This is a genomic window from Halorubrum sp. Atlit-26R, from assembly GCF_003666015.1.
In the GTDB taxonomy this organism is placed as follows: Archaea; Halobacteriota; Halobacteria; order Halobacteriales; family Haloferacaceae; genus Halorubrum.
On record NZ_QPLT01000002.1, the window covers coordinates 141123 to 158510 of the forward strand.

General features: G+C 68.7%; 16 protein-coding genes. 12 read left to right on the forward strand and 4 right to left on the reverse strand.

Going from position 1 to position 17388, the window contains the following annotated elements:
- Positions 1–22 precede the first annotated feature (22 nt).
- Positions 23–487, forward strand: coding sequence for a hypothetical protein (locus DVK07_RS03135; RefSeq protein WP_121595698.1), 465 nt, complete (start codon positions 23–25; stop codon positions 485–487).
- A gap of 640 nt (positions 488–1127) precedes the next feature.
- Here DVK07_RS03135 and DVK07_RS03140 read toward each other — a convergent pair.
- The gene (locus DVK07_RS03140) at positions 1128–2141 is read right to left on the reverse strand and encodes a lysylphosphatidylglycerol synthase transmembrane domain-containing protein (RefSeq protein WP_121595699.1); all 1014 of its coding nucleotides are present in this window, start codon (positions 2139–2141) and stop codon (positions 1128–1130) included.
- 150 nt (positions 2142–2291) lie between these two features.
- Here DVK07_RS03140 and DVK07_RS03145 point away from each other — a divergent pair, with 150 nt between their 5' ends.
- From DVK07_RS03145 to DVK07_RS03165, 5 genes are all read left to right on the forward strand, one after another.
- Positions 2292–3158, forward strand: coding sequence for a hypothetical protein (locus tag DVK07_RS03145; RefSeq protein ID WP_121595700.1), 867 nt, complete (start codon positions 2292–2294; stop codon positions 3156–3158).
- A gap of 34 nt (positions 3159–3192) precedes the next feature.
- On the forward strand, positions 3193–4224 hold the full coding sequence (locus DVK07_RS03150; RefSeq protein WP_121595918.1) for a glycosyltransferase family 4 protein: 1032 nt from the start codon (positions 3193–3195) through the stop codon (positions 4222–4224).
- 88 nt (positions 4225–4312) lie between these two features.
- Positions 4313–5089: a pyrroline-5-carboxylate reductase gene (gene proC, locus DVK07_RS03155; protein ID WP_121595701.1), complete on the forward strand. Its 777-nt coding sequence runs from the start codon at positions 4313–4315 to the stop codon at positions 5087–5089.
- Positions 5082–5957 carry a glutamate 5-kinase gene (proB, locus tag DVK07_RS03160; protein ID WP_121595702.1) on the forward strand — a complete coding sequence of 292 codons (876 nt, stop codon included), beginning with the start codon at positions 5082–5084 and terminating at the stop codon, positions 5955–5957. Before proC ends, proB begins: the two co-directional genes overlap by 8 nt.
- A complete protein-coding gene (locus DVK07_RS03165; protein WP_121595703.1) occupies positions 5941–7305 on the forward strand; it encodes a glutamate-5-semialdehyde dehydrogenase in 1365 nt (454 codons plus the stop codon). Before proB ends, DVK07_RS03165 begins: the two co-directional genes overlap by 17 nt.
- Before the next feature lie 29 nt (positions 7306–7334).
- Here the strand turns inward: DVK07_RS03165 and DVK07_RS03170 are convergent, their stop codons facing one another.
- Positions 7335–7988 (reverse strand): TrkA family potassium uptake protein, encoded by a 654-nt coding sequence (locus DVK07_RS03170; RefSeq protein ID WP_017343278.1) that lies wholly within the window; start codon positions 7986–7988, stop codon positions 7335–7337.
- Between the two features lie 4 nt (positions 7989–7992).
- Positions 7993–9447: an APC family permease gene (locus tag DVK07_RS03175; protein ID WP_026046221.1), complete on the reverse strand. Its 1455-nt coding sequence runs from the start codon at positions 9445–9447 to the stop codon at positions 7993–7995.
- A 204-nt stretch (positions 9448–9651) separates the two neighbouring features.
- Here DVK07_RS03175 and DVK07_RS03180 point away from each other — a divergent pair, with 204 nt between their 5' ends.
- The 6 genes from DVK07_RS03180 to DVK07_RS03205 all read left to right on the forward strand — a co-directional run bounded on the left by DVK07_RS03180 (position 9652) and on the right by DVK07_RS03205 (position 16049).
- Positions 9652–10305, forward strand: coding sequence for a TrkA family potassium uptake protein (locus DVK07_RS03180; protein ID WP_017343280.1), 654 nt, complete (start codon positions 9652–9654; stop codon positions 10303–10305).
- 220 nt (positions 10306–10525) lie between these two features.
- Positions 10526–11359, forward strand: a complete 834-nt coding sequence (locus tag DVK07_RS03185; RefSeq protein ID WP_121595704.1) for an MBL fold metallo-hydrolase — start codon at positions 10526–10528, stop codon at positions 11357–11359.
- A 93-nt stretch (positions 11360–11452) separates the two neighbouring features.
- Entirely contained in the window at positions 11453–13222 is a 1770-nt protein-coding gene (locus DVK07_RS03190; protein ID WP_121595705.1) for an alanine-zipper protein, read from the forward strand.
- Between the two features lie 105 nt (positions 13223–13327).
- Positions 13328–14233, forward strand: coding sequence for a hypothetical protein (locus DVK07_RS03195; RefSeq protein ID WP_121595706.1), 906 nt, complete (start codon positions 13328–13330; stop codon positions 14231–14233).
- A 411-nt stretch (positions 14234–14644) separates the two neighbouring features.
- Entirely contained in the window at positions 14645–15025 is a 381-nt protein-coding gene (locus DVK07_RS03200) for a DUF5805 domain-containing protein (protein WP_121595707.1), read from the forward strand.
- Complete coding sequence (locus DVK07_RS03205) at positions 15018–16049, forward strand: tyrosine-type recombinase/integrase (protein WP_121595708.1); 1032 nt, start codon at positions 15018–15020, stop codon at positions 16047–16049. The genes DVK07_RS03200 and DVK07_RS03205 overlap by 8 nt, the downstream gene beginning before the upstream one ends.
- 193 nt (positions 16050–16242) lie before the next feature.
- Here DVK07_RS03205 and DVK07_RS03210 read toward each other — a convergent pair whose 3' ends face one another.
- A complete protein-coding gene (locus tag DVK07_RS03210) occupies positions 16243–17355 on the reverse strand; it encodes a TrmB family transcriptional regulator sugar-binding domain-containing protein (RefSeq protein ID WP_121595709.1) in 1113 nt (370 codons plus the stop codon).
- Positions 17356–17388 lie beyond the last annotated feature (33 nt).

Here is a 17388-nt window from a genome sequence, read left to right on the forward strand (position 1 = left end):
GCGCTCCCGTCGACGCGTCCCCATGGTCTCGCGAGCCCTCCTCCTCGGCACCGGCCGGTCCCCGAAACGCGCGCTCGGCGCGGTCGCGGCCGCGTTCGTCGCCGCGTCGCTCCTCGTCGCCCTCCCCTGGGAGCCGATACGAACCGCCGGGCGGTACCCGATCTGGGCCGCCCTCGTCGCGGTCGGCCTCGCGGGCGCCGGGTACGCCGGTCGGCACCGCGGCGGCCTCGTCGCGGGGTGGGGAGCGACGTTCCTCGCGGCGATCTGGATATTCGTCGTCCCGCCGCTCGCGGCGGTCGTTCGCGGCGATACGCTCGACGCCGGCGGCTACGCGGTCCCGCGACCGTCGATCGTCGCGCTGAGTCCCCGCGCCGAACTGCTGACCGGACTCCGGATCGGGCCGGTCGTCGCCCTCTTGGTCGCGCTCACGCTCGGGAGCGCGGCGTTCGCGCTGGGGGCGGGACTGCGTCGGCGCTCGGTGCGGTGACTCGACGCCTGACTCCTCGCCCCGCTCGGACGCTCCCGCTCTCCGGACGTTATGTAAATCCTCAGCAGTCGCCGGTTTTGCGCTCTGAATCGCCCAGTACGGAAGTGGCGGTAAGCGATAGCGGGAGTGAGTATCGCAGATCGGTAGCAGCGATTTGGTATTTAAATAGCCGCCAGCGGCACCGACGGCCGATTATAAATAGCCGGCGGTGGCGCGCCTGCGAGCGGCCGCCACCGGCGGCCGCGAGCCAGCCCGCGAGGGAGTCAGTCGCCGGAGCGAAGCGGAGGCGACTGACGAGGCTGGGGAGGCGTGAGGCTGCGGTGCTGTGCGGGGCGGGACTCAAAGGGGCAGCCGCGAGGCGGGCGCAGGCGGCGCAAGCACCGCAGGGAGCGAGCAACGCGAGCGACTGAGGAGCGCAGCGCCGCCTGCGCCCGCCTCGCGGCTGGGGCTTTGGAAGTCCTCACCGCTACAGCGTCGATAACTTATAAACAGCCGACAGCAACACCGCACTCTGGTTTATAAATGGCCACACTCACGCCATACTACACCTACTCCCGAACTCGATCGAGAACCATCGTTGAACGGCCAGCCGATTTAAACGAGAACGTGTCTAAAAGAGAGGGATTCCGACGGAGCCGCCCTACTCGAACGCCTTCACGCCCAGCGCGGAGGCGGACGCGCCGCCGATCACCATCGGGAGCCAGTAGACCGCGCCGCGGAAGACTAAGACTGCGGCGGTGATCGCGGACGCGGCGACCCCGGTCGTGGGGACGAGCAGGCCGACGAGCGCGGCCTCGATGCCGCCGAGCCCCCCGGGCAGGGGCGTCGCGCCCGCGACGTACGACAGCGGGACGACGAAGACGGGGATCACCGGCGAGATCGGGTGGCCGACCGCGGCGAACGCGGCCGTGAGCGCGGCCGCCTGGAAGAGCCAGCCGAGGAGCGAGAGCCCGACGATCCCGAGGAGGCGGGTGCGGTCGGTGCCGACGCGCTCGATGTCGGCGAAGAAGTTGCCGAGCCGGTCGGCGAGTCCGGCCTCGATCGTCTCGGCGTCGAAGCGGTCGAACCGTCCGAGGAAGGGGCCGACCGCGCCCGGGACGCGGTCGACGACGGCGACGCGGTAGCGCCAGACGAACGCGATCGCCGAGACGATCGCGGCGATCAGCGCGACCGCGCTCGCGACGGCGAACCCGACGCGGTCGCCGACCGCGGTGGTGGCCGCGTACGACCCCACGCCGAGGAACACGAGCGACACGGAGGGGACGACGTTGAGCACGTCGACGCTCGCGATGCCGACGAGCCCCGTCTCGTATCTGGCCTCGCCGACCTTCGAGATGAGCGCCGCGGCGACCGGCTCGCCGCCGGCCTGCCCGAACGGGGTGACGTTGTTCGCGAAGGCGGCGCCGCTGTAGACCAAAAAGGCGGTCCGGACCGACAGCTCCACGTCGAGCGCGCCCAACACGGCGCGGAGCATGAGGCTCCACGCCGCGAGCCAACAGAGCCCGAGGCCGGCGGTCGCGGCGACGAGCGCCGGGTCGGCCCGAGCGAGCGCGTCGACGATGCGATCGACCCCGACGACGACGAAAAGCACCGCGAGGAGGAGGACGGCGCCGCCCGCCCCCAAGATTAGCGCGCGCCGCTGTGGGCCTTCCATAGAACAGGTGGCGCCGTAGCGAACTTGAAACGTCTGCTTCGCGTCCGTCGGGCGGAGGCCGCCTCCCCGGACTGCGTTCCTTCGGCGGACCCCGCGGTGCCGGGCCGAGAATGAGAATACATACGTACCGCCGGGCCGACGGCCCACCCAATGGAAGATCAGCGGTTCCTCGAGTCGGAGTGGGATTACTGCCTGGTGCTCGACGCGTGCCGGTACGACGTGTTCGCCGACGTGTACGACGAGTACCTCGACGGCACGCTCGAGAAGCGGAAGAGCGTCGGCTCGTCGACGCCGGAGTGGGCGTACCGCACGTTCACCGGCGACCACGACATCGCGTACTTCTCCGGGAACCCGTTCATCAACGACCTCGGGATCCCGCTGAACGAGCTGAAGTGGGGCGCCAGTTGCGACTACGAGTGGACCGCCTCCGAGCACATCAGCGACATCCACGACGTGTGGAAGACCGACTGGGACGACGACCTCGGTACCGTCCCGCCGGAGGGGCTCGCGGACGCGTTCCACCGGAATCAGGACGCCGTCGAGCGCGCCGACCGCACCGTCCTCCACTACATGCAGCCGCACGCGCCGTACCTCTCCCGCGGAAAAGGGCAGAAGCTCAAGCAGATCCAGAAGGGGATCAGAGAGCAGGGGGAAGCGGAGGAGGACGGCGGAAGCGACGACGACGGCGGCCTGCTCTCCTCGCTCAGCGACTCGGTGCGGCCGAAGATCGAGAGCCGGCTCGACGACAGCGAGTTCGCGCAGAAGGCCGGTCTGTGGCTCGAACTCGACCCGAAGGACCTGGTGAAGGACGGCACGCGCGTCACCGCGCTGTCGATGTACGAGGAGAACCTCCGGATCGCCTTAGAGAGCGTCTCGGAGCTGGTCGACGAGCTCGACGGCGACGTCGTCGTCACCGCCGACCACGGCGAGGCGTTCGGCGAGGAGGGCGTCTGGGAGCACCACATCGAGACGTACATCCCGCCGCTGATGGAGGTCCCGTGGCTGGAAGTCGAGTGATCGGCCGCTCCCGGACCTGCTCCCGGTGTCGACGATGAAGGTCAGCCACTATTTCGAGCTCGAAGAGCACGTCACCGGCGGCATGGCGGCGTCCGTCGACCACCAGCGGAAGATGTTCGACCGGGCCGGCATCGAGTACACCACCGAGCCGACGCTGGACGCCGACGTGCTTCACCTCAACCTGATGGGGCCGCGCTCGGTCTGGTACGCGCGCCGCGCCCGAAAGACCGGGGTCCCCGTCGTCGCGCACACCCACGTCACGGCCGAGGACTTCGGCGACAGCTTCCGGTTCACGAACGCGCTCGCGCGGCCGCTCAGGCCGTACCTCCGGCGCGCCTACGGGCTCGCCGACCGGCTCGTCTGTCCCTCCGAGTACAACCGCGACGTGATCGAGGGGTACACCGACGCGCCGACCACGGTGATATCGAACGGCGTCGACCGCGAGAAGCTGGCGGGGTTCGAGTCGCTGGAAGGCGAGTACCGCGAGCGCTACGACCTCGACCCGCCGACGGTGTTCATGGTCGGCCACGTGATCAAGCGGAAAGGGTTGGAGACGTTCGTCGAGACGGCCCACCGGACCCCCGACGTCGACTTCGCGTGGTTCGGCCACGTCGACCGTTCCCTGAAGGGTCGCGAGACGAAGCGGCTCATCGACGAGGCGCCGTCGAACTGCACGTTCACGGGGTTCGTCGACGACATCCGCGGCGCGTACGCCGCCGGCGACGTCTTCTGTTTCCCGACCCACGAGGAGAACGAGGGGATCGCGCTCTTAGAGGCGATGGCGGCCGGGAAGCCGCTCGTCGTGCGCGACATCGAGACGTTCTCGTGGCTCGAAGACGGCGAGGAGTGCCTGAAGGTGGGCAGCGAGGGCGACGGGGAGAGCGCGCCGGGCGGAGCCGACGACGCACGCGGCGACAACGTCGAGGGGTTCGTCGACGCGATCGACGAGCTCCGCGACCCCGAGCGCCGCGCGGAGCTCGGCGCGACCGCCGCCGAACGCAGTCAGGAGTTCTCGCTCGACGCGATCGCCGATCGGTACCGGTCACTGTACGCGGATCTGGTGTAGACCGCCCCGAACGGCGGATCGTCGGCTTCTCACGGAAACTTGCGAAAACCGCAGTTGGTATGTCGGCCCGTCGACTCCGTAGAGGCAAATGACTCGAGTGAGCGTTATCGGCTGCGGTAACATGGGGGGCGCCCTGCTCCGGGGGCTCGCCCGCGCGGAGGGGTACCACCTGACGGCGATCGACCTCGACCCCGAGGCGCTCGCCGCGATCGAAGACACGGTCGACGAGACGACCGACGACGTGGCGGCGGCGCGCGACGCCGACGTCGTCGTCCTCGCGGTGAAGCCGGACGTGGCGCCGGCCGTCCTCGACGACCTCGAACTGCGCGCGGACCAGCAGCTCGTGACGCTGGCCGCGGGGCTCCCCCGCGAGTTCGTCGCCGAGCGCACCGAGGCGCCCGTCGTCCGGATCATGCCCAACCTCGCGGCGGAGACGGGCGACATGGCCGCGGCCGCGACGAACGAGGGCCTCACCGACGAGGTCCGCGCGATGCTCGACGCGGTCGGCGAGTTCGTCGAGGTCGACGAGTCCCTGATGCACGTCTCGACCGCGGTCAACGGCAGCGGTCCCGCCTTCGCCTTCTACCTGATCGACGCGATGAAACAGGGCGGGATCGACGGCGGGCTCGACCCCGAGCAGGCGGAGACGCTGGCCGCCCAGACGTTCAAGGGCGCCGCGGAGACGGTGCTGCGCGACGACCGGAGCGTCGACGAGCTCATCGACGCGGTCTGCTCGCCGAACGGCACGACCATCGAGGGGATGGACGCGCTGTGGGACAGCGACGCCGACGCGGCGGTCGAAGACGCCGTGGCGGCCGCGGAGCGCCGGTCCCGCGAGCTCGCAGAGGCGTTCGACGATGCCTGAGGACGCGGGCGTCGAGCGCGTGGGCGCGACCGACGGCGATCGGGTCGAAGCCGCCCGACGGGAGGCGGCCGCGGCCGACCGCGTGATCGTCAAGGCGGGGACGAACTCGCTGACCGACGAGGACTCGCGGCTCGACCGCGTGAAGCTCGACAAGCTCGTCGCGGACGTGATGGACCTCCGCGAGCGCGGCACGGAGGTCGTGTTGGTCTCCTCGGGGGCGGTCGGTGCCGGCACGGGCCGGCTCGACGAGGGCCCGGAGTCGCGCGAGGGCGTCGACTCTATCGCGGAGAGCCAGGCGCTCTCGACGGTCGGCCAGGGCCTGCTGATGCGCCACTACACGCAGAGCTTCGAGCGGTTCGACCAGGACGTCGCACAGATACTCGTGACCGGGACCGACCTCGACGCGCCCGAGCGGTTCGACAACTTCACGAACACGGTCGAGACGCTGCTGTCGTGGGGGGTCGTCCCCGTCGTCAACGAGAACGACGCGGTGGCGACCGACGAGCTGCGGATCGGGGACAACGACATGCTGTCGGCGTCGATCGCGATCGGGCTCGACGCCGACCTCCTCGTGACGCTCACCGACGTCGACGGCGTCTACACCGGGAACCCGAAGCGCGACGACGACGCGGCGCTGATCGAGGCGGTCGACGACGGCTACGAGCGGCTCCGCGAGATCGTCGGCGACGGCACCGAGACCGACTTCGGCGGGATCCGCACGAAGGTCGAGGGCGCCCACGACGTGAGCCGCAACGGGATCCCCGCGATCATCGCGGGATCGGCCGAGCGCGACGTGTTAGCGCGGATCGCAGCGGGTAAGCCGACGGGCACGCTATTCGTGCCGAAGACGGGTGACGACCATGAGTGAGAGCCACACCGAACCGGACACCGACGTCGAGGCCGACACGGACGAACTGGCACGCCGGGCCGAGCGCGCGGCCCTGCGGCTCGCGAACGCCGACGAGGCGACCCGAAACGAGGCGCTCCGGTCGATCGCCGACACGATCCGCGAGCGCGAGGCCGAGATCCTGGCGGCCAACGCCGAGGACGTCGAGGCGGCCGAGGCGATGCTCGCCGACGGCGAGTACACGCAGGCGCTGGTCGATCGGCTGAAGCTCGACGAGACGAAGGTCGAGGAGATCGCCTCGATGGTCGAGGCGGTCGCCGAACAGGACGACCCGCTCGGCGAGACGCTGGCGGCGCGCGAGCTCGACGAGGACCTCGAGCTGTACCGGGTCGCGGTGCCGATCGGCGTGGTCGCGACGGTGTTCGAGTCGCGGCCCGACGCCCTGGTCCAGATCGCGGCGCTCGCGCTGAAGTCCGGCAACGCCGTCGTCCTCAAGGGCGGCAGCGAGGCCAGCGAGTCGAACCGCGTCCTCCACGAGGCGATCGTCGACGCGACCGCGGACCTCCCCGACGGGTGGGCCGCGCTCGTCGAGGCCCACGAGGAAGTCGACCGGCTGCTCGAGCTCGACGACCGCGTCGACCTCGTGATGCCGCGCGGCTCCTCGGAGTTCGTCTCCTACATCCAGCAGAACACCCAGATCCCCGTTTTAGGCCACACCGAGGGGATCTGTCACGTGTACGTCGACGCGGACGCGGACCTGGAGATGGCGGAAGACGTCGCCTTCGACGCGAAGGTCCAGTACCCCGCCGTCTGCAACGCGGTCGAGACGCTGTTGGTCCACGAGTCCGTCGCCGACGCGTTCCTCCCGGACCTCGTCGCGCGCTACGAGGAGAGCGGCGTCGAACTGCGCGGCGACGAGCGCACGCGCGAGGTCGTCGACGTCGACCCCGCGACCGACGACGACTGGGACACCGAGTACGGTGACCTCGAACTGTCGATCAAGGTCGTCGGCGACGCCTACGCCGCGATCGAACACGTCAACGAGCACGGCTCGAAACACACCGAGTCGATCCTCACCGAGGACCCGGAGACCGCGGAGACGTTCATGACGGGCGTCGACGCCGCGAGCGTCTTCCACAACGCGTCGACGCGGTTCGCGGACGGCTACCGCTACGGCCTCGGCGCCGAGGTCGGCATCTCGACCGGGAAGATCCACGCCCGCGGCCCGGTCGGCTTAGAGGGGCTGACGACGTACAAGTACTACCTCGAGGGCGACGGCCACCTCGTCGCGAGCTACAGCGGCGAGGACGCGGTCCCGTTCACGCACCGCGAGCTCGACGGCGCCGAGTGGACGCCCGGTGGGCGGTGACCGCAGTCGAGGCCCCGAGAGCGACCCTGCTACCCCTGTAACAGGTTCATGACCTCGTCGGCGACGTCGGGCTCGACGGCGACGACGTAGCGCTCGCCCGGGGTCAGCGACGTGTCGGAGCGGGCGATCCGGTGGCCGTCGGCGTCGGAGACGACGACCGCGCCCGCCGGGAAGCGGACCTCGGTGAGCGACTTCCCGGCCGCCGGGGCCCCCTCCGCGACCCGGATGAGCATGATGTCGAGGTTCCCCGTCACGTCGGCCAGCGTCTGGACGTCGCTGCCGAGGACCTCGTTCGCCGCCACCCGGGCCCCGGCCCGCTCGGGGAACAGCACCGCGTCGACGAAGCGCGTGTACGCCTCGCCGGCGGTGCGGTCGATTCGGGCGACCGTCCGGATCCCCGGGGACAGCTCCGAGGCCGCCAGACAGACCGCGAGGTTCAGCCCCGTCTCGCCGGTAAGCGCGGCGATCGCGTCGGCGTCCTCGATGCCCGCCTGTTCGATGATGTCGGGGTTCGTCGCGTCGCCGCGGATCACCGTCGCGATCCACTCGTCGGCGATCTCGGAGACGACCGCCTCGTCGCGTTCGACGATCGTCACCTCGTGGCCGCGGTCCGCGAGGATCTCCGCCGTCTGGAAGCCGACGCGTCCGCCGCCCGCGATCACGATGTCGAGTGAGCTTGGCATGGGTTCAGTCCTCCGTCTCCGTGGTCATCTCGGCCTCGGCGGCCGCCGGCCCGGAGTCCGGCTCCGCGCGCAGCCTGTTGAGGGTGAGGTACGCGGCCCCGCCGAGCAGGATCCATCCGGCGCTGAGCCCCAACGCCAGCGGGTCCGTCCGCAGCAGGTACTCCACGAGCACGCCCGTCAGGACCAGGTTGAGCGCGATTCCGATCAGCGGCGGGGCGGGGTAGAACGGCATCTCGTAGGGGCGGTGCATGTTCGGGCGCTCCCGGCGGAGCCTGATCGCCGCGACGTTGACGATGACGAACGACAGCAGGAAAAACAGGCTCGACATGTTGCCGGCGCTCTGGGTCGGCAGCGCGACCGAGCCGAGCATCACCACCGCGCTGGCGAGGATCGCGACGAACGGCGTCCCGTACCGGTGGTGGATCTGGCCGAACGAGGGGAGCAGCTGCCCCTCGCGCCCCATCGAGAACGCGACCCGAGAGGAGGCGATCACGACCGCGTTCAGCGCCGTCAGCGTCGAGAACACCGCGCCGAAGACGACGAGCGCGCCGCCGTTCTGAATGATCGGCAGTCCGGTCGGCATGAACGAGGTCGCCGCCTCGGCGATCCCAGCCTCCCCCGCCTCGGCGAGTCCGCTCGCGCCGAGCGTCCCGACGGCGACGGCGACGACCGCCAGGTAGACGACCACGGTCACCGCCAGGCTCGCGAAGATCGCCTTCGGAATGTTCTCGCGGGGATTCTTCACCTCCTCGGTGACCGTGGTGATGAGGTCGTACCCCTCGAAGGCGATGAAGGTGAGCCCCATCGCCGGCAGCACGGCGGCCGCGCCGCTCCCCTCGGGGAACAGCGGCTGGAACTCGGCGCCCGAGAACATCGGCGACGCCAGCCCGAAGGCGACGAACACCAGCAGGATCGCCACCTTGATGATCGTGAACACCGTCTCGGCGCTCCCGCTGGCGGCGGTCGAGACGGCGTTGAGCGCGACGAGCCCGAACACCGCGGCGAACGCCAGCAGGAACCCCGTCGGGACCGCCGCGTCGACGACCGGCAGGGCGAGGGCGCCGACCTCCTCCGGCGGTCGGACGACCCCGTACACGTGAAGCAGTTCGAGGAAGTTCGGGGCGAACCCGAGCGCGTACAGCGCCCCCGCGATCATGTAGGCGAACCAGAGCATCCACCCCATGATGAACGACGAGAGGTCGTCGAAGATCTCGCGGACGAAGGCGTACCCGCCGCCGCTCTTCGGGATCGAGCTGGCGAGCTCGGCGTACGAGAGTCCGGTGAAGGCGGTGACGACGCCGTTCAATGCGAAGACGACGATCGCCGCCGGGCCCGCGATCTCGGCGGCCAATCCGGTCAACACGAAGATGCCGGCGCCGATCATCGCTCCCATTCCGATCATCGTCGCGTCAAGCAGCCCCAGTTCGGCCTCGGGGGACCGGGTCTGTTCCCCACTCATCGCTCGGGAGCGCCGCGTCCGAGTTCGTCCATCGTACGCTCGGATCCGGACGGTCTCGACCACTTCATATCCGGTGAGAGTTTCCCCGACCTGGGAATCGTGTCGTGGGCTGATAACGGTTTATCCGCGGCGCCCGTGTCCGGCGTTCCGGACGTGTAGGAACGTCGGCCGGATTGAAGGCGCTGCGGGCCGAGACCCGGCACGATGACTCGAACGAAGCGGTTCGTCATCGCCGGCGGGGGTCGGGTCGGGCTGCGGACCGCGGAGAACCTCACGGAGCAGGGACACGAAGTGCTGCTGATCGAGGTCGACGGGGACCGCGTCGAGGAGTTAGCCGACGCGTACCTCGGACCGGTGATCCACGGCGACGCCACGGACCAGTCGATTCTCAGGCAGGCGGACCTCGGCGACGCCGACGCGATCGCGGCGCTCACCGACGAGACGGAGACGAACACGGAGATCTGCCTGACGGCCCACTACCTCGAGCCGTCGATCCGGACGCTCGCCCGATCGGAGACGGCCACGGAGCCGGACCACGACGAGGTCGTCGACGCCACCCTCCTCCCGCAGTCGCTCGGCGGCGACCATGCGGCCGACATGCTCACGGGCGAGGGGATTCGGACGCTCGTGTACCCCACCGCCGACCTCGACATCATCGAGGTGACGGTCGCCGAGTCGGCCCCGGTGGCGGGGAGACGACTCGACGAGGTCGCTCTTCCCGCCGGGAGCCTCCTCATTTCCACCGCGGACCGGGACGGTCTCGCCGGCCCCGAAACGATGCTGGAGGCCTCCGAACGGTACATCCTCGCGGTGGAGTCCGACGTCGTCGACGAGGTCGTCAACCTCTTTCGCGGCTGACCGCGTCGCTTCCGATCGGACGCCGTGACCGGGTTTCGCGGGGATACTCGGTGACCGCCTATCGTTCCGATTCGGCCTGTATTTAGTATAGCGACATATGATTTATTTGTTCGGGGTCGAACAGATTTTTGTCGTTTCAGGAGCAACGGATATCGGCACTGGGCCACCAATTCGGACGCACTCCGGAATAATTACCCCCGCCGCATCCGCATCGACGCCCATGGTCGACTCCGACTGGGGCGACTGGCTGCCGCGCGCGATCGCGGACGCCGACCCCGACACGGTGGCGCTGTGGTACTTAGGCTGTAACGGCTTCGCGATCAAGGGAAGTGAGGGGACCGTCATCTGGATCGACCCGTACGTCGGCACGGGCGACCCGCCGCGGACGATCCGCATGATCCCAATTCCGTTCGATCCGGCCGACGTCGACGCCGCGGACGCGGTACTGGCGACTCACGAGCACACGGACCACGTTCACGGTCCCTCGCAGGCGCCGATCTTAGCGAACACCGACGCCGACCTCGTCGCGCCCGACGACTCGCTCGCCGTCGCACGCGATGAGGAGGCGTGGACGGAGGAGTACGCGGTCGAGGAGGCCGCCTTCACCGAGGTTCGGGAGGGCGACGAGCTGCGCATCGGGGAGTTCACGGTCCACGTCGTCGAGACGCGCGACGCCGACGCCACCCACCCGGTCGGCTACGTCATCGAACACGACGCGGGCACGGTGTTCCACGCCGGCGACAGCAAGCCATCGCCGTCCTTTACGGGGCTCGCGGAGCGGTTCGACATCGACCTCGGCATCCTCGCGTTCGGCTCCGAGGGCACGGTTCCCGACAAGGAGACGGGCGATCCGGTTCAGACGAAGTGGTACAGCGACGAGAACGAGATCGCGACGGCCGCGAACGACCTCGGCCTCGACCGGCTCGTGCCGACCCACTGGGACATGTGGAAGGGACTGACCGCCGATCCGACCGCGCTCCACGACCACGTCCGGAGCTACGAGTCACCGGAGCGGTTAGAGATAGTCGAGATCGGCGATCGAATCGACCTGTAGAGGGGAGTCGAGCGGCCGTTTTCTCGGCGTTTCGGTTATCAACCACGAAACCCAGCCCGTGGAATTTAAGCCCCTGCTCCGGGACGTGCGGATATGAGCGAACGGACGGCGGAGGCGGCCACGACCGTCGACGAGGACGGCATCCGCGTCGAGAAATCCTTCACGGACGACGCGTTCCCCGTGCCCGCGGTGATGTACACCCTCTCTTCGCACCGCGAGGACCCCGTACGGGTGCGTATCGTCGATCGGATCCCGGAGTCGTTCCCGATGGATCGGGTGGGGTTCCACCCGGAGTACGAGAGCGAGAACTGGACGGCGTACAAGGACCACCGGGTGGAGTTCGAACGCGTGATCGACCCCGACGAGAGCGTCGAGACGGTGTTCGGGATCCGCGACGACGACCCCGACCTCGACGGGTTCCTCGGGACGCCCGTGATCGAACACGTCCCGGTCGGCGAGGAGATAGAGGACGTCCTCGGCGCCGGCGACACGGACGCGGTACGGGAGGTGCTCTCCGGCGACCGCGCGACGCTCCCCGGCATGGCGGAGGACGGCGAGCTGCTGGCGGACGATCCGGCTGAAGAACCCGCCGAGGCGTCCGAGACCGAGGAGAAAGACGTTGAACCCGACGAATCAAGGGAAGCCGGGGACGAGCCGGAAGTCGACGCGGAATCCGACGACGACGACGAGCCGGAAGTCGACGCTCTCGAACCTCGTGCGGTCGACGAGGGAACGGCAGCCGTGACCGCGCACGAGGGAGGACCGATCGGTACCGCGGCGACGGAGACCGACTCCGAACCCGAACCGGCGGCCGACGACGCGTCCGAGGAACCGGATGAAGCCGGCGAGACGGCCGTTGAGGAGGTTCTCGACGACGAAACGGCGGACGAGGAACCGGCCGACGAGACCGGCGAGCCCGCGACGCTGCCCGGCGAGGGCGGCCTCGCGGCGGCGCTGGCGGCCGAGATCCGCTCCGGCGCGGCCGACGAGGAGGACATCGAGACCATCGAGGAGGCGTTCGAGGGCGGCGTCCCGCGCAGCGTCGACGTGCGGATCGCCCGCCTCCAGTCGAGCGTGGCCGACATCGAGGCGTACGCCGACGCGCTCGCGGAGTTCATCGACGGCGAGGGGACGGCACGGGAGATCCTCGACGGGATCGATGAGCGCGTCGACGCCGTCGAGTCCGAGGTCGACGCCCTCGACGACCGGCTCGACGCGGCCGACGAGGAGCGAGAGGCGATCGCGTCGGACGTCGACCGCGTCGACTCTGCGGTCGACTCCGCCTCCGAGGCGGTCGACGCCGTCGACGAGCGGGTGGACGCCGTCGAGGACGACGTCGAGGCGGTCGAAGGCGACGTACGGAGCGTGGAATCGGACGTGCGGGCGGTCGAAGACGAGGTCGCGACCGTCGACGAGAGCGTCGAATCGGTTCAAAACGCCGTTTCGGCCGTCGAAGCCGACGTGGACGACCTCGCCGCCGACGTCGACCGGGTCGAAACGGAGACCGACACCGTCGCGGAGACGGTCGGCGACCTGGGCGACGACGTCGAGACGCTGTACGAGGAGGTCGACAGGGCTGCCGAGCGGGCCGAGATCGCCGAGGATCTGGCCGAAGACGCGGAGGAACGCGCCGCCGACGCCGCGGAGCGCGTCGACGACGTGGAGTCCGGCCTCGACCGCTTCGACGAGGAGTTCGACGACCTGTGGGACGACCTCGCGGAGGTCGACGCGCGGCTCACCGACATCGAGGACCGCCTCGGGGAGGACCTCGACGACGTCGAGTCCGAGATCGAGGAGATCAACGACCACCTCGACGAGCTCGACGAGTTCCGGACCAGGCTCAACGAGGCTTTCGGTCCCTAAATAGGCCGTTTTCGACGCTACGCCGCCGTAGGCCTGTGCGGTCGCGTTCTACCGCGCCGGTTCAAAAACGCAACCCGTTTCACGCGCCCGGACGCAGATCGGTCAATGACAGATCCGGTACCGGTCGCCGTCCCCCGCAAGGGACGCCCGCTCGAAGCGGTCTTAGAGCGGATCGCGGCCGTCTCGGCCGACGACCGCCTCGACCGGCTCGCGGACAGCGTGAGCAACACGCTCCGATACGAGAAGGCCGTCACGAAGGGGTCGGTCGACGCCGACGCCGGCCCCTACGATCGGCTCGCGGAGTACTCGGACCCGACGACGACGGCAGAGCCGGAGTTCACGCTGATGCGCGACGATCGGAACGGGAAGCCCCGCCGGATCGTCTTCGACGCCGCAACGGTCGATCTGGGCGACGTGACGGTCAAGCTCGTCGGTCGCGAGGAGCCGTTCCGCGCGCTTCGAACCCACGAGTTCGCGCTCGGATTCGACTCCGCGGACCTCGTCTTAGAGGAGGTGGTCGAGATTCGAGACGCCGGGCTCGGCAACATCTCGGACATCAACGACCGGATCGACCCGGTCGACACCGACGTGCGCGTCGTCACCGGACTCGGCGACACGGTGTATCACACCCTGATGGGACGCGAGGACCGGCGGGCGCCGAACGCGACGTTCGACCGGGCGTATCTCGACGACTACGAGGGACCGCTGTGTATCTCGCCGCGGTACGAGCGCCTCGTCACCGCGGTGTTGGGCACCGACGCGCTCGACGGCGTCGAGTTCGTCTATCCCGAGGCGGACGAGGAGGAAGAGGCCGCGATCGCCCGGGTCGGACTCGGCGTGTACCTCACCGTCACCGGGTCGACGGCGCGCGAACACGGGCTCAGCGTCGGTGAACACCTCTTCCCCAGCGAGACGGTTCTGATGCGTAACGCGGCCGAGACGGACGATTCGGTCTCCAGCGTCCTGCGGGCGCTCGAACGCGAGGCGGCCGACTCGGAGATCCGGGTCTGAGTCCACGTATCGTATAGCGGTATGGAATATACGCGTGCGGAGAAGATGGGTTCGGTCCCGACGCGCGATTCGTCGCGAGTTCCGCAGATTAGCCTACCCATCTGCGATCCACGCGACCCTCCCGAACTACTGCCGACGACGCAACGCGGGCCGTGCCCGAATACTCGGGACCATTACCGAGCCGGCCGATAGGGATCCGAGAGCGGCGAACTTCGGGGGTGTTTGGGTGGAGCATACTACCCGAGAGATATTCGAATATCTGGACCCCAAAGTCGCGAGGTACGGTACTAGAATTTGGGATATTACTTACGCAGCGGCGAATATAGGGTACCACTCGCCGAGATAAAGTCACTTATCCGCAAATCTGGGATAGATTGAAGTCGCGGCCGTGAGAACCGTCGTCCGAGAACGATGGGAGGCGATCGACGGTCCGTGAAGACGTACGTGCCGGCGGAACAGAAAGAGGTCTGGCGCGACCACGCCGACGAACTCGACATGTCGCTGAGCGAGTTCGTCAGGACGATGGTTCAGGCCGGACGCAGGGGGTTCGCGCCGGTCGACTCCGGCGAGCGTGAGGAACCTGCTCCCGAGGGCGGTGACCCCGGGGGTAACGACCTCGAAAGGGGCGTCCGGACGGCTCTCGAATCGGGCCCCTGCTCGTGGGACGAGCTCGTCGAGGCGGTGGTCGGCGACGTCGAGGACGAACTGGAGGCGACGCTCGACGACCTCCAAGAACGAAACCGAGTTCGGTACAGTGGCCGCGACGGGGGGTACGTGTTGACCGATGAGTAGCACCCGCGCGGCCCCCGATCCCGACGACCCGATCGGGTACTTCCTCGAGGACCTCACCTACCACGGGAAGACCGACCGAACCAGACAGGCGTACGAGCGCGTCCTGCGGCGGTTCGAGGAGTTTCTCGACGACACCGGCCCGGAGTCGGCGAGCCACCGCGACTGTATGTCGTTCGTCCACTCGCTTCGGGGCGACGTCGCCGACAGCACCGTCGCGACGTACGCGGCCTATCTCCATCGGTTTTACGGGTACATGACGGAGGTCGGCGCCTTCGACGGCAATCCGATGACGCTGGTGATGGAGGAGATGGACGAGACCGTGGACAAGGACCCGGCGCGTCGCGACGTCTCGATCCCGGCGATGCGGTCGTTCGTCGCCGGGATCCGCCACCCGCTCCACCGCGCGCTCGTGGTCACCCTCCTGAAGACCGGAATGCGGGTCGGCGAGCTCTGTAACCTCGATCTACGGGACCTGTCGGTCACCGATCCGGACCTCGAAGCGGCGTACTCGCTGGGGGGCCGGCCGGCGCTGTCCGAGCGGCCGGACTCGATATTCGTGACCGCTGAGGCGACCGTCGGCGAGGAGCTGAACGGAGAGGTTCGAACGGCCGCGAACAAGCGCAAGCGAGGGACCGTGATCCCGGTCGACGACGAGCTCCGTCGGGCGCTGAAGGCGTGGCTCGCGGTGCGACCGGATTCGCCGTCGCCCGCGGAGCCGTTGTTCGTCGGTACTGCGGAAGGGTGGGGCGAGCGGCTCCGGCCGGAGGCGGTCAGACACGTCGTTGAGCGGTACGCCCGCGAGGAGGGATGGTACCGGACCGGCGGCGGCGCCGACGAGAACGTCACGCCCCACTACTTCCGGCACTTCTTCACGACGCACCTCCGCGACAGGACCGGCGACCGCGGCGTAGTGAAGTACCTCCGCGGCGACGTCGCCGACGACGTGATCGACACGTACACGCACAACTGGGGGGATCAGGTGCGGCAGGTCTACGAAGCGAACGTGTACCGGCTCCTGGGTTGAGAGGTCTGACGGCAAATCGTCTCGTATTCCGTCGGGCTCAGTCGGTCAAAACGCGTTCAGTGCGAAACTCATAAATCATATACCGCGATACACAATTTGATGTGGGGCGCCCCCGACGGAATCGTACGCGTGAGCGGGAGATCACGGCTATCGGCGGTCGAGCGGCCAGTCCGCGGGGCGGGTCCGGCTTCGACTACACCTTCGAGGAGGAGTCGAGCAGTTCGGAGACGGACTGGTCGGCCGTCTCGGGGGTCTCGAGGGTGACTCGCCTGGCCTCGTACGTCTCCATGATCGCGCCCGGCCCGCCGACGGTGAACTCCTCGGTTCCGTCGTCGAGCACCAACGCGTTCTCGATGGGGATGTTATTCGTCGTCGGTTCGACGAGCCCTTGCCGCACCGTGGTCACCCGTCCGCGCCGGGTCTCGAACGGCTCGGAGGACCGAGCGGGACGAACGGACACCTCCGCGATCAGTTCGCGGTCGCGGCGGCGGTGGAGCGTCGCGTCCAACACCGCGTGTCTGAATCTATCGTACGTCTCCGGAGGCTCGCTCGGCCCGTCGACGTAGACCTCGGTCGCGAGGGGCCAGTAGTTCCCGAGAAAGGACCCGACCAGCGCCGGCGAGAGCCGGTCCTCGGTGAAGCCGATGGCCTGCTGGTCGGTAGGGGGCCCGACGACCACTTCGGGCGGGGAGAACAGGCCGTGGGTCCGGTCGACGCTGAGGATCATCGGCCCCGTGTGGTCCCAGACGCGCACCGCGCTACCCAGCCCCTCGAAGCGGTCTCTCTCGACCGCGTCGGTCCCGTCGTCGTTGACCAGTACGAGAGTGAGTACGCCGCGGTCGACCGCGGACCTGAGGTCGGCGGCGAGGTCCGACACGATGGACGCGTGGACCGAGAGGCTCACCTCGTTTTCAGCTTCCCGGAGCAGCCGCGAGATACGCTTTCGGACGGTCGCCGTCGATTTGATGACCTCGTAGCGCCGGTCGACCTCCGGGTCGGGCTCGTAGAGCGCGTCGAGGTTCCCTTCGAGCGTCGAGAGCGTGTCGGAGAGTCGGTCGACGACGGTCGACGGGTCCAGAGCCCGGACGGTCGTCGGCGTCTCGTGGTCGTGTATCTCGACGAGCCCGCGGTCTTCGAACTCCCCCAACACGTTGTAGACGTACCGCTTGGAGACGTCGGCCCCCTCGGCGATCGCGCTCGCTTTCGCCTCGCCGAGGGTCAGGATAGTGGTGTACGTGTCGATCTCCTTGTCGGAGAACCCGAACGACTTCAGTTGGTCCCGGAGATCGGGATCGGTTCCGCTCATGACGCCGGCTTTCGACAGGGCGGGTAAAGAAGT

Excerpts from the sequence above, each read along its gene's own strand:
- DVK07_RS03185 (WP_121595704.1), top strand. The coding sequence starts at position 10,526 with ATGGTCGACTCCGACTGGGGCGACTGGCTGCCGCGCGCGATCGCGGAC.
- DVK07_RS03190 (WP_121595705.1), top strand. The coding sequence starts at position 11,453 with ATGAGCGAACGGACGGCGGAGGCGGCCACGACCGTCGACGAGGACGGC.
- DVK07_RS03200 (WP_121595707.1), top strand. The coding sequence starts at position 14,645 with ATGGGAGGCGATCGACGGTCCGTGAAGACGTACGTGCCGGCGGAACAG.
- DVK07_RS03195 (WP_121595706.1), top strand. The coding sequence starts at position 13,328 with ATGACAGATCCGGTACCGGTCGCCGTCCCCCGCAAGGGACGCCCGCTC.
- DVK07_RS03140 (WP_121595699.1), bottom strand. The coding sequence starts at position 2,141 with ATGGAAGGCCCACAGCGGCGCGCGCTAATCTTGGGGGCGGGCGGCGCC.
- DVK07_RS03205 (WP_121595708.1), top strand. The coding sequence starts at position 15,018 with ATGAGTAGCACCCGCGCGGCCCCCGATCCCGACGACCCGATCGGGTAC.
- DVK07_RS03210 (WP_121595709.1), bottom strand. The coding sequence starts at position 17,355 with ATGAGCGGAACCGATCCCGATCTCCGGGACCAACTGAAGTCGTTCGGG.
- proC (WP_121595701.1), top strand. The coding sequence starts at position 4,313 with ATGACTCGAGTGAGCGTTATCGGCTGCGGTAACATGGGGGGCGCCCTG.
- DVK07_RS03170 (WP_017343278.1), bottom strand. The coding sequence starts at position 7,988 with ATGCCAAGCTCACTCGACATCGTGATCGCGGGCGGCGGACGCGTCGGC.
- DVK07_RS03175 (WP_026046221.1), bottom strand. The coding sequence starts at position 9,447 with ATGAGTGGGGAACAGACCCGGTCCCCCGAGGCCGAACTGGGGCTGCTT.
- proB (WP_121595702.1), top strand. The coding sequence starts at position 5,082 with ATGCCTGAGGACGCGGGCGTCGAGCGCGTGGGCGCGACCGACGGCGAT.
- DVK07_RS03145 (WP_121595700.1), top strand. The coding sequence starts at position 2,292 with ATGGAAGATCAGCGGTTCCTCGAGTCGGAGTGGGATTACTGCCTGGTG.
- DVK07_RS03135 (WP_121595698.1), top strand. The coding sequence starts at position 23 with ATGGTCTCGCGAGCCCTCCTCCTCGGCACCGGCCGGTCCCCGAAACGC.
- DVK07_RS03180 (WP_017343280.1), top strand. The coding sequence starts at position 9,652 with ATGACTCGAACGAAGCGGTTCGTCATCGCCGGCGGGGGTCGGGTCGGG.
- DVK07_RS03150 (WP_121595918.1), top strand. The coding sequence starts at position 3,193 with ATGAAGGTCAGCCACTATTTCGAGCTCGAAGAGCACGTCACCGGCGGC.